Origin of the sequence: Microcystis sp. BLCC-F210, assembly GCF_042134685.1 — a bacterium.
Taxonomy (GTDB): Bacteria; Cyanobacteriota; Cyanobacteriia; order Cyanobacteriales; family Microcystaceae; genus Microcystis; species Microcystis aeruginosa_D.
Genome location: NZ_CP169647.1, coordinates 965,073 through 980,122, shown reverse-complemented (window position 1 = coordinate 980,122; position 15,050 = coordinate 965,073). Strand labels below are relative to the sequence as shown.

Below are 15,050 nucleotides of genomic sequence, written 5' to 3'. Positions count from 1 at the left end.
CTGATCTCTGGCGACTGATTACTGTTCACCCACCTGAAGAAGAAAAAAAACAAAGGAACAGAAAGTAAATGGCACGCGCTAAATTTGAACGGACGAAACCCCACGTTAACATCGGTACGATCGGTCACGTTGACCACGGCAAAACTACCCTCACCGCCGCTATTACTATGACCCTAGCGGCTCTGGGTAATGCCCAAGCTAAAAAATACGATGAAATCGATGCAGCTCCCGAAGAAAAGGCTCGCGGGATCACCATCAACACCGCTCACGTTGAGTACGAAACTGCCGATCGCCACTATGCACACGTGGACTGCCCTGGCCACGCCGACTATGTAAAAAACATGATCACCGGTGCGGCACAGATGGATGGTGGTATTCTCGTGGTCTCGGCCGCTGATGGCCCGATGCCCCAAACCCGGGAACATATCCTGCTGGCTCGTCAGGTGGGTGTACCTAACCTCGTGGTCTTCCTCAACAAAAAAGATATGGTGGATGATGAGGAATTACTGGAACTCGTGGAACTGGAAGTGCGGGAACTTCTCACCAATTACGACTTCCCCGGCGAGGATATCCCCATTATTGCCGGTTCTGCTAAAGAAGCCCTCGACTACATGACCAAAAATCCCAAGGCCCAAAAAGGCGAAAACGAGTGGGTAGATGCGATTTATGAATTAATGGACGCGGTAGATAGCTATATCCCCACCCCCGAACGGGCGGTAGATAAACCCTTCCTGATGGCGGTAGAAGACGTATTCTCGATTACCGGTCGGGGGACGGTAGCTACCGGTCGGATCGAACGCGGTATTGTGAAAGTGGGCGATAACGTGGAATTAGTCGGGATCAAAGAAACTCGCCCGACCACCGTCACCGGGATCGAAATGTTCAAGAAAAGTCTCGACCAAGGGATGGCTGGTGACAACGCTGGTATCCTCCTGCGTGGTATCCAAAAAACCGACATCGAGCGCGGCATGGTGATCGCTAAACCGGGTACAATCAAACCCCACACCCAGTTTGAAGGTGAGGTGTATGTGTTAAGTAAAGAAGAGGGTGGTCGTCACACTCCTTTCTTTAAAAACTATCGTCCTCAGTTCTATGTGCGGACAACCGACGTAACTGGCACTATCCAAGACTACACCGCCGATGATGGCAGCAGCGTAGAAATGGTCATGCCGGGAGACCGGATCAAAATGACTGTGGAACTGATCAACCCGATCGCGATTGAAGAGGGTATGCGCTTCGCTATTCGCGAAGGTGGTCGCACCATCGGTTCTGGCGTTATCTCGAAAATTATTAAGTAGGCTAATCTACTAATTAACGGGGCAGTTAATGACAAAAAACTGCTCCGTTACTGTCTTGATCTTGTACCTTGACAATTGCAATAGGTGAAATTATGGCTACGTTACAACAACAGAAAATTCGCATTCGTTTGAAAGCTTTTGACCGGCGCTTACTTGATACTTCCTGTGAGAAGATTGTCGATACTGCCAATAGAACTAACGCCACAGCGATCGGACCAATTCCCCTACCGACAAAAAGAAAGATTTATTGTGTCCTGCGTTCCCCTCACGTTGACAAGGACTCCCGTGAACATTTTGAAACCCGCACCCATCGCCGCATTATTGATATTTATCAACCCTCTTCTAAGACAATCGATGCTTTGATGAAATTAGACTTACCCGCAGGGGTTGATATTGAAGTTAAATTGTAAAAAATGCCAAAAAGATGTTATCGCTAACATCTTTTTTTCTTACCCACTATCCTATAGTTTTTAAACAAGATTTAGTATAAATGGGATTTTTGGTAAAAGGGAAGTGGCTCTCTTGGATTTGGTGGGTAAAATGTACTCTAAGATACATTCCTCCTAGAGAGGGAGTGGAACGAACCACAGAGACACAAAGGGCACAAAGATCGATCAATGATAATGTAAGTTAAACTTATCACACACAACCTAGAAGAGCCAGGAAGTTATTAAAAGAAGGGCAGTACATTTGCTAGGGGTGCATCTTTGGTGATGCACCAGATTGCTAAACCGTTTGTAGGGGAAAACCTAAAGCTTCTCGTTGCTGTAAATACAATTGAGCAACCTGTCGAGCTAAATTGCGAATTCTGCCGATATAACGGGTTCTTTCCGCTACAGCAATTACACCTCTAGCATCGAGTAAATTAAAAGTATGGGAACATTTGAGAACATAATCTAGACTGGGAATCACCAGAGAGCGATCGATTAATTGTTTAGCTTCCTGTTCATATAAACTGAATAAACTAAATAATAACTCAGGATTAGAAGCCTCAAAATTATAGGTACATTGTTCGATCTCATTTTGCAGAAAAATATCGCCGTAGAGTATATTTTCATTCCATTGAATTTTATTAATTGCCTCTACATTTTGCAGATACATGGCTAATCTTTCTAAACCATAGGTAATTTCGATCGCCACGGGACGACAATCGATACCCCCACACTGTTGAAAGTAGGTAAATTGGGTGATTTCCATACCATCTAACCACACTTCCCAACCCACACCCCAAGCACCAAGGGTGGGAGATTCCCAGTTATCTTCCACGAAGCGAATATCGTGATCTTCTGGGTTAATTCCTAACACCCGCAGGGAGTCTAAATAGATTTCCTGAATATTATCAGGAGAGGGTTTAATTAGGACTTGATATTGATAGTAATGCTGAAAACGATTGGGATTTTCGCCATAACGGCCATCCGTAGGACGACGACAGGGTTCCACATAGGCAACGGCCCAAGGTTCCGGACCAATTGCTCTTAAAAAAGTGTGGGGACTCATGGTTCCTGCACCTTTTTCGGTATCATAGGGTTGAGCAACTAAACAACCGCGATCAGCCCAAAATTCATTTAATTTAGCGATAACAGCCTGGAAAGTTAAAGACATGGGAAAAAGTAAAAAAGCAGATTAGGGGTTGGGGAATTATAAATTATAAATTATGAATTATAAATTATAAATTATAAATTATGAAGTGGGGAAGTGGGGAAGTGGGGAGCTTTTCAGTTATCAGTTTACTGATCACTGATAACTGATAACTGTCTCCTGACAGTTAAATTCATTGACTTAATTTTAACTGTAAGCGAAAGTGGACGGGGGTAGAAGACTGGGGGAGAATAACTAATTCATAAAATCCTTCTTCGGGTAATTGACCAGACCATTGCCGATCGCTAGACTTGTCTAAAAGGGTAATATTACCGGTGGGAGAGTAGAAATAGATAAAAACTTCGCCTTCCGCCTCTAAATTTAAGTCTAACCGATTACTGGAACGCAATTTTATCGCATATGCTTTTCCTTGTCCCTCGCTGATAATTGCCTCGATAACCTCCTCTCCCCCTGCGTCTAAACTTTCGATCGCTTGGTAGGATAGGCCGGACTGTAAAGATTGTAACTGATTCCAGGCCAAGCCGCTCCACAATTGCCCCAGACTGCCATCAAAATTTGGTCTTTCTGTCAATTCAGGAAATAGCTGAAAAAAGGCAGTATCAGTAAGTAAATTAAGGACTCTACTGCTTAATCGTAATTGATTTACTTGTTCTCGCCATTTTTCTCGCTGTTGTTCGTCGTAGCTACCTAATGCTTCTCTAGTGCCAAAATCAAGACGTTCCAAGCGATCGAGTATTTCTGCTGCTAGAATATCTCTTTGTTCCTGTTTCTGTTTTTCCTCTTTGATATCTCCATAGCGGAGGCTAAACAATTCATTGACGAGATTTTTAAAAAACTGACTATCAATTCCCAACTCTAGACGACGCTTTCTCATCTCAGCTTTCCGTTGCCATGCCCGATCTGTGGCAGAATTAAAATTATTTTCTTCTGTGGCAAAAACGGGTTTAACGGTTTGGGTTTGATTGCTGTGTTTAACCCACTGTTTCCCGATTAACCAGCCTATTGCCGCCGATAATAGCATCAAGAGGCAAAAAATAGCGATCCTGCCAGAACAGCCGAGAAAAACAGGCGATTTATTCCGAGAATTAGCGGCCATTGTCTCCTTAGACGATTTAGGGTTTTGATCTGTAAAGATGAGATTAACACAAATAAGTAGTCGTGCAAAATTAATTTCCTAGTAAAGATAGGCAAAAGGCAAGAGGCAAAAGGCAAGAGGGGGTTAGATATGTGTAATTAATTTTGCTTAGGTACTTAATAGGCTAAGACCCACTTTAACCACCTATCCTTAGATTAGCTGAATCTCCCCCAATCCCTTTACTGCTGCCCCTTGTCTCACCTCAACAAGCAGTTTAAACACACGGACAGCTTATTATTCACGGCAGATAACCATGACTACGACTCAACCCCAGCAGTTCTCATTTTAAGGTTTCATGACATTAAAACCCTTGCACCTAGAGGGGTTAATAATTCTTAACGAATCTCTAGATCGCTGAAACAACGCAAAATCGTTTCAAAATGAGAATTGCTGACTCAACCCCTATCCCCTAGCCAAACCGCCCGAAAAGATGAGATAATCTTCTCAAAGGGCGAATTTTGGATTGATGAACCGCCATTGGAAAGTAATTTACATCTAACTCAGATTATTTTGTTGATAAAATGCCTAGAATGGTTATGGCAAGATAGAGAAGATTACTTTGCAACCGGGAATTTAACCATCTACTACAGTCCCAATCAGAAAAAATCAGAATACTTTAGAGGACCCGACTTTTTTGTAGTATTGGGAACAACTAGAAACCAAAACCGGAAAAGTTGGGTAGTATGGCAAGAAGAGGGAAAATATCCTAATGTGATTATAGAAATCCTCTTTTGAAAGTACCGCTAAGACTGATAGGGAAGAAAAGAAAGAAATTTATCAAAATACATTTAGGACTCCTGATTATTTCTGGCTTGCCCTGAGCTAAGTCGAAGGGTTTGACCCCTATAGTTTAGAGTTTGAAGGACATACGTTAATTAGGGGAAAATATCAACCGATTGAACCCAATCAGCAAGGCTTGCCCTGAGCCAGGCCGAAGGGTTGGTTATGGAGTGAAGAATTGGGCTTATATTTAGGGATCTACGCCGATAAATTGCGTTATTTTAGTCCTAAAGGTCAGTTAATCCCAACACCTGAGGAAGCCGCTCTTCTGGAGAAACAGGCCAAAGAATCTGAACGTCAACAAAAAGAACTGGCTTTACAACAAAAAGAACATGAAAGACAACAAAAAGAACATGAAAGACAACAAAAAGAACTGGCTTTACAAAAAATTGAGCAATTAACGGCAAGATTAAGAGAATTAGGCATTAATCCCGATGAAACCTTGTAGGGGTGCAAGATGGTCAGTGAGTTTATCGAACTGCTTGCACCCTCACCTCTCATTAACCCTGTTTCTTACCTCTAGAAGTCAAGGCACCCAATCCTAACCCCAATAGGGCCACAGGGTAATGTCAAGTGTTTTATAGAAAATTAATATAATTTAATTAATTACGGAGAATTAATCAGATCCTCACCCTGATCATCTTTGAACAGGGACATCTCGTCTGAGGTGCTAACACCTAACATTTTTGCAATTAAAAGTCAATAGATTAAATATTAATTTTTGTAAAGGAAAGCCTGAGTAGTTACTCAAAAATCTCTTTACCATCTGTTACAAAATATGGCAAGATATTTATCGAATTGTGTCAAAACCCAGAGTAAATACTCACTTGGGTGACATTTTCTGATACAAAACAGAAACATATATATCTAAATACCTTAAACAAAGGGCGATCGTCATCTGATGACGAAAATCACTTCATACCAGACTCAGCAATCCTAAGGAGAATCATCATATATGTTCACTCACGTCAAGTCCACCATTCGTCACATAGTTCCTGACGCGTTGAATGGTCGATCGCTGGTCAAGGTGGTCTATGTCGTGCTAGAACCTCAGTACCAAAGTGCGCTGAGTAGTGCGGTCAGGGAAATCAACGCTAACAACCCGAAACTAGCGATCGAAATTAGTGGTTATTTAATCGAAGAACTGCGCGATGGGGAAAATTATCGCAATTTTCAGGAGGATGTAGCCAAAGCTAATATTTTCATCGCTTCTCTCATCTTTATCGAAGATTTAGCCGATAAAGTTGTGGCCGCTGTCGGTCCCCATCGGGATAAATTAGACGCGGCGATCGTCTTTCCCTCCATGCCCCAGGTAATGCGCTTAAATAAATTAGGCAGCTTTTCCATGGCTCAATTGGGACAGTCTAAGAGTGTCATCGCTAACTTTATGAAAAAGCGCAAGGAAAACTCCGGTGCTGGTTTCCAAGACGCGATGTTAAAGTTATTGCGAACCTTACCGCAAGTCCTGAAATACCTCCCCATGGAAAAAGCTCAGGACGCACGCAACTTTATGTTAAGTTTCCAGTATTGGCTAGGGGGTTCGGCAGAAAATTTAGAGAACTTCCTGTTAATGTTGGCCGATAAGTACGTCTTCGATAACAAGGATGACAGCGTAGTTTACAAGGAACCGGTAGTTTATCCAGATATGGGTATCTGGCATCCTTTATCCATGAAAATGTGGTCGGATGTCAAGGAATACTTCGCTTGGTACAATAACCGCAGTGATATTGCCGATGACTTAAAAGACCCCTTGGCTCCCTGTGTTGGCTTAATTTTACAGAGAACTCACCTGGTTACTGGGGATGATGCTCATTATGTCGCTCTCGTGCAGGAATTCGAGTCTATGGGTGCGCGAGTCCTTCCCGTTTTTGCCGGGGGATTAGACTTTTCTAAACCGGTAGAAGAATATTTCTGGGATAAAAGCTTAAAAGGAGTGGCAGCGGTGGCCATCGTTGACACGGTAATTTCCCTGACAGGATTTGCTTTGGTGGGAGGTCCAGCGCGACAAGACCATCCGAAAGCGATAGAATCCTTAAAACGTCTCAATCGTCCCTATATGTGCGCTTTACCGCTAGTTTTCCAAACCACTCAGGAATGGGAAGAGAGCGATTTAGGGTTACACCCGATTCAAGTGGCGCTACAGATTGCTATTCCGGAATTAGACGGTGCGATCGAACCTATTATATTATCAGGCCGGGATGGGGCCACGGGTAAAGCGATCGCCTTACAGGACCGGATAGAAGCGATCGCTCAACGGGCGCTAAAATGGGCTACCCTAAGAAAGAAACCGAAACTAAACAAAAAGGTCGCCATCACTGTCTTTAGTTTCCCCCCCGATAAGGGGAATGTGGGAACCGCAGCCTATCTAGATGTGTTCGGTTCCATCTACGAGGTGATGAAAGCGTTACAAAATAATGGTTATGACTTGCAGGATCTACCCGCATCTCCCCAAGAACTGATGGCAGCGGTAATCCATGATGCCACCGCACAGTACCATAGTCCGGAGCTAAATATCGCCTATCGGATGTCTGTACCGGAATATGAACGCTTAACCCCCTATTCCGTCCGTTTAGAGGAAAATTGGGGACCACCACCTGGACACCTCAACAGTGATGGACAAAATCTATTAATCTACGGGAAAGAGTTCGGTAATGTTTTTATTGGGGTTCAACCCACCTTCGGTTATGAAGGGGATCCCATGCGTCTGCTCTTTTCTCGTTCTGCTAGTCCTCATCACGGTTTTGCGGCCTACTATACCTATCTCAATCAAGTCTGGAAAGCAGACGCGGTTCTCCATTTTGGCACCCACGGTTCCCTAGAATTTATGCCGGGGAAACAGATGGGGATGTCTGGGGAATGCTACCCCGATAACCTCATCGGGATGATTCCCAATCTCTACTATTATGCCGCTAATAACCCCAGCGAAGCGACGATCGCTAAACGTCGTAGTTATGCGGAAACTATCTCCTATCTCACTCCCCCCGCAGAAAATGCCGGACTCTACAAGGGGTTAAAGGAATTAAGCGAGTTGATCGGTTCCTACCAAACTTTGAAGGATAGTGGGCGTGGGGTGCAAATTGTCAATACCATTGTCGATAAATGTTTATTGGTCAATCTCGATAAAGATATAAGTTTACCTAATAGTGATGCCGCCGATCTCAGTCAAGAGGAACGGGATCATATCGTCGGTTCCGTCTATCGTAAACTGATGGAAATTGAGTCGCGCTTGCTTCCCTGCGGACTGCACGTTATTGGGAAACCCCCCTCGGCGCTGGAAGCGGTGGCAACTTTGGTCAATATTGCCAGTTTAGACCGGGAAGAAGACGATTTACTTTCCTTACCCCGAATTATTGCTAACAGCATCGGCCGGGATCTAGAGGAAGTTTATCGCAATAGCGATCGAGGTGTGTTAGAGGATGTGGAATTACTGCAAAACATCACCCTCGCGACTCGCGCTGCCGTTTCCGCTTTAGTCGAGTCCCAAACCGACCCCTTCGACTTAGCTCAGGGCAAGGCAGAAGGTCGGGTATCAATGCTTTCTAAGCTGAATTTCTTGAATATAGGCAAAAGATCGCCTTGGATCGACACTTTACAGTCGATGGGTTATCCAAAAGTTGATCCGGTGGCGTTAAAACCCCTGTTTGAATACCTAGAATTCTGTTTAGAACAGGTTTGTGCTGATAATGAATTAGGGGCCCTATTAAAAGCATTGGAAGGGGAATACGTTCTTCCCGGTCCCGGTGGCGACCCCATCCGTAATCCGGGGGTTTTACCGACGGGTAAAAATATCCACGCTTTAGATCCCCAGTCTATCCCGACTCTAGCGGCGGTAAAATCGGCTAAAATCGTGGTGGATCGTCTGTTGGAACGGCAAAAGCTGGATAATGGTGGTAAATATCCCGAAACCATCGCTTGTGTTCTCTGGGGAACGGATAATATCAAAACATACGGGGAATCCCTAGCACAAATTCTCTGGATGGTGGGGGTTCGTCCTCTTCCCGATGCTTTGGGACGGGTGAATAAATTGGAATTGATTCCCCTAGAGGAGTTAGGAAGACCGCGCATTGATGTGGTGGTCAACTGTTCTGGTGTCTTCCGGGATTTATTTATCAATCAGATGAACTTGCTTGACCAAGGCGTAAAAATGGCCGCGGAAGCAGAGGAACCGATGGAGATGAATTATGTCCGCAAACACGCTATTGAACAGGCAAAAGATATGGGTTTAACGGTTCGACAGGCAGCCACCCGCATCTTTTCTAATGCTTCCGGTTCCTATTCTTCTAACATCAATCTCGCGGTGGAAAATAGCAGTTGGGAAGAGGAAAAAGAGTTACAGAATATGTATCTCAACCGCAAGGGTTTTGCTTTCGATTCCGATAACCCCGGGATGATGGCCGATAATCGTCAGTTGTTTGAAGCATCCTTAAAAACTGCGGAGGCAACTTTCCAAAATTTGGATTCTAGCGAGATTAGTTTAACCGATGTTTCCCACTATTTCGACTCGGATCCGACGAAAGTTGTCGCTAGTTTACGCGATGATGGCAAAAAACCGGCGGCCTATATTGCTGATACTACCACCGCTAATGCTCAGGTGCGTACTTTATCGGAAACCGTGCGCTTGGATACCCGCACCAAATTACTCAATCCCAAATGGTACGAGGGAATGTTAAGTCACGGTTACGAAGGAGTCCGAGAATTATCGAAGCGTTTGGTTAATACCATGGGATGGTCGGCAACTGCTGACGCGGTGGATAATTGGGTTTATGAAGATGTGAACACCACCTTTATTCAAGATGAGGAAATGTGTCAGCGTCTGATGAATCTCAATCCTAATTCTTTCCGCAAGATGGTGGGAACCCTGCTAGAAGTTAATGGTCGCGGTTACTGGGAAACTTCTCAAGAGAATTTAGACCGCTTACAGGAACTTTATCAAGAAGTGGAGGACCGTATCGAAGGAATCGAGTAGAATAGATAGATAAGACTTGAGAGACTGGCTAATCGCCGGTCTCTTGAGTTTTCAAAAAAGATGAAAAATAACTTTTGGGGGTTAATTTGGTCTAGTTTTAACGAAATTCAAGGGGTTTTACTCGGTCTTCTTGGATTTTTAGGAGGTATTGCCTTAATTCGTTATCCATTCAATACTTCTATTCCTCTAGATCTAGTAATTATTGTCAGTTTCTTCACCCTACTGTTTATAGCCACTTTGTTAAGTGCTGTTAACACACTTCTTAGACAGAAGCAAAAATTAGAGGCAGAAGTTAAGCAACTTCAGGAGGTAAACCAAAAGCTAGAGACTGAAATTAAACAGCGCATTATCCCTAAAATTCTAAGAGTTCAAAAGGATGCGAATAATAATATTCTATGCTTACTGGAAGCATCAGATCTATTTGCGAATGATATCTATATTTCTTTCTACTACACGGATGATGACGGGTTTGAAAATTTAATTGCAATAGGTTTCGTAAACGTGATCCAAAATGATGGAAAAATACAAGCTATTCTAAATCAGCCGTATCCTAACTATCAAAATATTATCGATGCCCTAGATGGAAACGATCCCAAATTAATTGAAAAAATAATCATCAAGCCTAGCATTCCTAGAAATTTCAATACCGGTCAACCCTAGAAGAAACATGGAAAACCTAACTGAAACGACATTATTATCGCCTAAAGGTACATTCCCCGCCCAGATAGTTAATATCCTTGATCCGTATCGATTAGTCATGAATCGAGGCGAACGAAATAGAATTCAAGTGGGTCGCCGAGTATTGATATATGGGATAAGCGAGGAAGAAATTATAGACCCTAATACGGGAGAATCTTTAGGGTTTCTCGAATTAGTAAGAGGTACGGGAAGAATTATTTTGGTTCAAGATAAAATATCTATTATAGAATCAGACAAAAAGCCAGACATAGATTTAAATAAACTTTATTATTTGATCAGAGAATATCATTTGCTGCAACCTAGAGACTTGTCTGAATTATCTTATATCCCTCCCTTGACTCCTTCTGGAATTGAATACTTAGCAAAGAAAGAGTTACAATCAAAAAGAGAAAGAGAGTTAAAATCAATGATTGATAAATTAGGAGAAAGACTACCGTTTGAAAATCCTCAAGTTGGCGATCTAGTCAAGCCTATTTAATCGTTATAATCAAAAATTAGTCCGGTTGTGCATTTTATTCAGCAAAAAAAAGGATTAAGAGGGTTTCTGTCGGGTTGTCGGGTTTCGTAGCCTCAACCCGACCTACTAATTTACTACTTTTTTGCCCACACGAACACGACAACGATAATCTAGATTGGCACGATAAGTCCCCCCTATATCTAGAACAGAGACCAGACCATCCATAAAGTACCGTCTAGGAATAGAGTAATTTTGGGAAGAAATGTCACGATAGTATTTTTTTACCATAACACCCTCGTTTAAGTTATGCCTACCCCTTTATTCTAGCATTTTATCATAGCAATTTTTTGAATTTATAAGAAATTATCACACTTAACCCATTTTTTGCAGTTACAATACATCGCTCCTACATTGGTACTATTAATGATCAAGGCAATTGACCGACCTTATCATTAAATCCTGACAAATATAAGTTTAAATTATAGCTATTGCGCCCTAAGAGCGATAATATTTAATATTAACCAGATTTATACCAAAGATAAATCATTATGGAAAACGTCACAGAAACTACCCTTTTATCTCCTAAAGGAACCTTTCCCGCCAAAGTTGTTAAAGTTATTGACGACTATAAATTAGTGATCAATAGAGGTGAAATTAGTGGAATTCGAGAAGGTCAAAGAATGTTAGTTTACAATACAAGTGAAGAGGAAATAAAAGATCATCAGACTGGTGAGTCTTTAGGCTATCTTGACTTAGTGAGAGGGACGGGGACAATTACTTTTGTTCAAGAAAAAATATCGATTTTACAATCGGATAGAGCCAATAATAAAGGATCTAGATTGCTGGAGTTGTTGCTTAAAGAACAAGAAACCCCGTCCGATTTGATAGGAAAATTCTTAAAAAGAGCCGTAGGAGCGAATTCTAAGAACGATAAAAAGCCAATATCCGAGCTAATAAATCGTGAATTGTTAAATAAACTGCTAGTACGGGAATTATCCGAAACGTTACCTTTTGAAAACCCTCAAATTGGCGACTCGGTTAGACCTATTTAGACCTATCAATGGAACAACCAATATTAGAATACTTTTTATCTCTTAAATATCCGATTTCAATTTATCCCGAAGAAGAAGGCGGATACACGGCACTAATTCCCAATTTACCCAGATGTATGAGTCAGGGTGAAACTTTAGGGGAAGTGATTATTAATATTGAAGAAGCGGTGGTAAAAAAGCAATTACTTTGCTTTCTAAAAGATAAATAAATATCCCCATAACTTGTTGCGGGAATCTAGAGATGAAGAGATTGAAAAATGTCAAAATAATGAATAATTAAGGTTTGCTGAATAAATCTAAAAACCTTGTTGGATAAGGTTTTTAGACTTTTTTTCCCTCAAAAAGTGCCTACCATTGGAGTGATTGGGGGGAAAATTCAGGTACTTTTTCCCTGAAAATTAGGTAGTTGACCACCTGAAAATCGATAAAACCCCACACCCGTTCGGACCTCGGCGTGAGACTTCGGACGTTCGGCGAGCTCAGTCGAGCCGCGTGAGCTCAGTCGAACGCTCGGTCGAACGCTGAGCTCACGGCCGAAGCCCACACCTTGCCCCAGGAAAAACTTTTTCAGCAAGCCCTAATTAGGGCTTGCTGAATAATGGTAAAACCCTTCTAAAATAAGGCTTTTGACCTGTTAAAATCCGATGTTCATGCTGCGAAAATAGGATTAGAACCCTCAAAAACCTTGCATCATCCTTTTTATAGTACGAACACTGGTACAAAAAAAGAAGGGCAACAAAGCTTGAAACGACCGACTCCGTTCGGACTTCGGCGTGAGACTTCGGACGTTCGGCGAGACTTCGGACGTTCGGCGAGCTCAGTCGAGCCGCGTGAGCTCAGTCGAACGCTCAGTCGAGCCGCGTGAGACTTCGGCGTGAGCTCAGTCGAACGCTCAGTAGTTCGACAAGCTCACTAACACGAACGCTCAGTCGAGCCGCGTGAGACTTCGGACGTTCGGCGAGACTTCGGCGTGAGCTCAGTCGAACGCTCAGTCGAGCCGCGTGAGCTCAGTAGTTCGACAAGCTCACTAACACGAACGCTCAGTAGTTCGACAAGCTCACTAACACGAACGCTCAGTCGAGCCGCGTGAGACTTCGGACGTTCGGCGAGACTTCGGCGTGAGCTCAGTCGAACGCTCAGTCGAGCCGCGTGAGCTCAGTAGTTCGACAAGCTCACTAACACGAACGCTCAGTAGTTCGACAAGCTCACTAACACGAACGCTCAGTCGAACGCTGAGCTTACGGCCGAAGCCTGAATCCTGACTCCTGACCCCACCAACAAACTTTTTCAGCAAACCCTAATGGCTCTACCAAATCTGTCATGCAAAACTATTAACAACTCATGCTTGTAAAGCTTGTAAAGCAAGGCTTTGAGTTTTTGTTAGATTGATATTTATCAACTTTAGAGCATTGCTGGACAGAGAGGGAGCTTGGGGAATTTTCTACAGTGTAAGTTCGGAAGAACCACCCTAATTAGTAACTTCGGAACGGGAAATACGCAGAACTTGATCAGGATAGTTGTTTAGTTCAGCTAACGGCTAAGTTATGCCCTGCTTCTCTCCCACAAGATGGTGAGTGCCTCCTACCCAATCGGCTTTTAATAGGATGATTAACCCCCAATCCAACTTTAAAAAACTCGCTCCCTGCTCCCCTATACCTTTTAAACGGGATTTATAGTCATTTCTCTATCTGTTGTAAAACTCTTGCTTGTACTTGTTGATAGGCAGTTTCCACATCTCCTAAATCGCGACGAAAACGATCCTTATCGAGAATGCGCGCTTGGGTATCCTCTTGGGTTTTGTCCCAGAGACGACAGGTATCGGGGCTAATTTCATCACCTAGACAAATTTTGCCGGTTTTATCAACTCCAAATTCTAACTTGAAATCGACGAGAATAATCTGGCACTTATCAAAAAATTCCTGTAGATATTGATTGATTTTCATGGCTAAATCTCGTAACTGATTGACTTGCTCCTCGCTGGCAATATCAATCACTTTTATGCGATCGGTTGTTAACAAAGGATCGCCTAAAGCATCATCCTTGAGGTAAAATTCTACAAGAGGAAAAGGTAAAACTTTCCCCTCCTTTAATCCCGTTTGCTTGCACAAACTCCCGGCGGCGATATTTCTGACTACTACCTCCAAAGGAATAATTTTAATCGCCTTGACGCGCATTTCCCTAGAACTAGGGCGATCGATATAATGGGTAGGTATTCCTAGGGATTCTAACCATTGAAATAGGGCAGTGGAGATGGTGCAGTTAATTGCCCCTTTACCGACAATTTGCCCGCGTTTTTGGGCATTAAAAGCCGTGGCATCATCTTTGTAATAAGTGAGGAGAATATCGGGATCATTGGTTTGATAGAGAATTTTGGCCTTACCTTCATAGAGTTTTTCCATAGTTATCATCCTCGGCAATTGATAAAAGAAAATCGATGGTTAATCAGATAGTGGCATCAGCAAATTTTGGCGATCAACCTAGACAAAAAGTTTATCTCATCAGGGAGATGATTGTTGAGAAAAAATAATGTATAATTGCTGCTTAAAGATAAATGCCAACATTTGGCGACTGAACCTTAATCTATAACCAAAAACTGTCAGTATCCCAGGGGTCAACTTTTGGCGAATCAGTCAAGTTTTTACTTAAATCCTCAATGATAGCCAACAATTGATATTATCTCCCATTACCATTACCGAAAAATCTAAAGAAATTCCGCACAATTACCCGCCGTCGCCCTATGAACCAGAGTCCTCCTAACGATGATAACCCGAATCTCCCCGATCGCCGCAAGGAGGATTTTCTCTATCCTCGCGCCCCCTACTATGGAGAATTTAAGCCAGAAAACTTGTTATTTAACGCCAATTTACAGGAATTTGCCCAAAAAGTCAGTTTTATTTGTAATCTGGAAACGGGGGGCAAAATCAGTTCTCTAGAAGCCTACCAAAAAATTAAAGCCCTCTGGAAAGACTTAAAACAGAGCAAAAAAGGCCTGGGTATTGGGGAAAATCCCTTTCAAAAAGATGATGATACCTAAAGGATAATCAGGAAAAATCTCCTGGGTTGC

General features: G+C 42.7%; 11 protein-coding genes and 1 pseudogene. 9 read left to right on the top strand and 3 right to left on the bottom strand.

Annotated features, from left to right (window positions below; all coding sequences use genetic code 11):
• Positions 1 to 68: 68 nt before the first annotated feature.
• A complete protein-coding gene (gene tuf / locus ACE3JL_RS04835) occupies positions 69 to 1,298 on the top strand; it encodes an elongation factor Tu (protein WP_271990498.1) in 1,230 nt (409 codons plus the stop codon).
• Positions 1,299 to 1,390: 92 nt separating this feature from the next.
• Positions 1,391 to 1,708 (top strand): 30S ribosomal protein S10, encoded by a 318-nt coding sequence (gene rpsJ / locus ACE3JL_RS04830; RefSeq protein WP_002800099.1) that lies wholly within the window; start codon positions 1,391 to 1,393, stop codon positions 1,706 to 1,708.
• A 316-nt stretch (positions 1,709 to 2,024) separates the two neighbouring features.
• Here rpsJ and glyQ read toward each other — a convergent pair whose 3' ends face one another.
• Both glyQ and ACE3JL_RS04820 read right to left on the bottom strand, forming a co-directional pair.
• Positions 2,025 to 2,900, bottom strand: coding sequence for a glycine--tRNA ligase subunit alpha (glyQ, locus tag ACE3JL_RS04825; protein ID WP_271990495.1), 876 nt, complete (start codon positions 2,898 to 2,900; stop codon positions 2,025 to 2,027).
• A gap of 169 nt (positions 2,901 to 3,069) precedes the next feature.
• Entirely contained in the window at positions 3,070 to 3,993 is a 924-nt protein-coding gene (locus tag ACE3JL_RS04820; RefSeq protein ID WP_375328959.1) for a serine/threonine protein kinase, read from the bottom strand.
• Between the two features lie 426 nt (positions 3,994 to 4,419).
• Here ACE3JL_RS04820 and ACE3JL_RS04815 point away from each other — a divergent pair.
• The 6 genes and pseudogenes from ACE3JL_RS04815 to ACE3JL_RS04790 all read left to right on the top strand — a co-directional run bounded on the left by ACE3JL_RS04815 (position 4,420) and on the right by ACE3JL_RS04790 (position 12,195).
• Positions 4,420 to 5,260, top strand: a pseudogene (locus ACE3JL_RS04815) (Uma2 family endonuclease).
• A 507-nt stretch (positions 5,261 to 5,767) separates the two neighbouring features.
• Positions 5,768 to 9,778: a magnesium chelatase subunit H gene (locus ACE3JL_RS04810; protein ID WP_375328958.1), complete on the top strand. Its 4,011-nt coding sequence runs from the start codon at positions 5,768 to 5,770 to the stop codon at positions 9,776 to 9,778.
• A 60-nt stretch (positions 9,779 to 9,838) separates the two neighbouring features.
• On the top strand, positions 9,839 to 10,438 hold the full coding sequence (locus ACE3JL_RS04805; protein ID WP_024969927.1) for a hypothetical protein: 600 nt from the start codon (positions 9,839 to 9,841) through the stop codon (positions 10,436 to 10,438).
• 7 nt (positions 10,439 to 10,445) lie between these two features.
• Entirely contained in the window at positions 10,446 to 10,955 is a 510-nt protein-coding gene (locus ACE3JL_RS04800) for a hypothetical protein (RefSeq protein ID WP_024969926.1), read from the top strand.
• Between the two features lie 527 nt (positions 10,956 to 11,482).
• Positions 11,483 to 11,986: a hypothetical protein gene (locus ACE3JL_RS04795; protein WP_375328957.1), complete on the top strand. Its 504-nt coding sequence runs from the start codon at positions 11,483 to 11,485 to the stop codon at positions 11,984 to 11,986.
• A gap of 8 nt (positions 11,987 to 11,994) precedes the next feature.
• Positions 11,995 to 12,195: a type II toxin-antitoxin system HicB family antitoxin gene (locus ACE3JL_RS04790; RefSeq protein WP_149107767.1), complete on the top strand. Its 201-nt coding sequence runs from the start codon at positions 11,995 to 11,997 to the stop codon at positions 12,193 to 12,195.
• Positions 12,196 to 13,662: 1,467 nt separating this feature from the next.
• On the opposite strand, the gene purC is transcribed toward ACE3JL_RS04790, so the two are convergent.
• Complete coding sequence (gene purC / locus ACE3JL_RS04785) at positions 13,663 to 14,385, bottom strand: phosphoribosylaminoimidazolesuccinocarboxamide synthase (protein WP_271990561.1); 723 nt, start codon at positions 14,383 to 14,385, stop codon at positions 13,663 to 13,665.
• A gap of 338 nt (positions 14,386 to 14,723) precedes the next feature.
• Here purC and ACE3JL_RS04780 point away from each other — a divergent pair, with 338 nt between their 5' ends.
• A complete protein-coding gene (locus ACE3JL_RS04780) occupies positions 14,724 to 15,020 on the top strand; it encodes a hypothetical protein (protein ID WP_002789365.1) in 297 nt (98 codons plus the stop codon).
• Positions 15,021 to 15,050 lie beyond the last annotated feature (30 nt).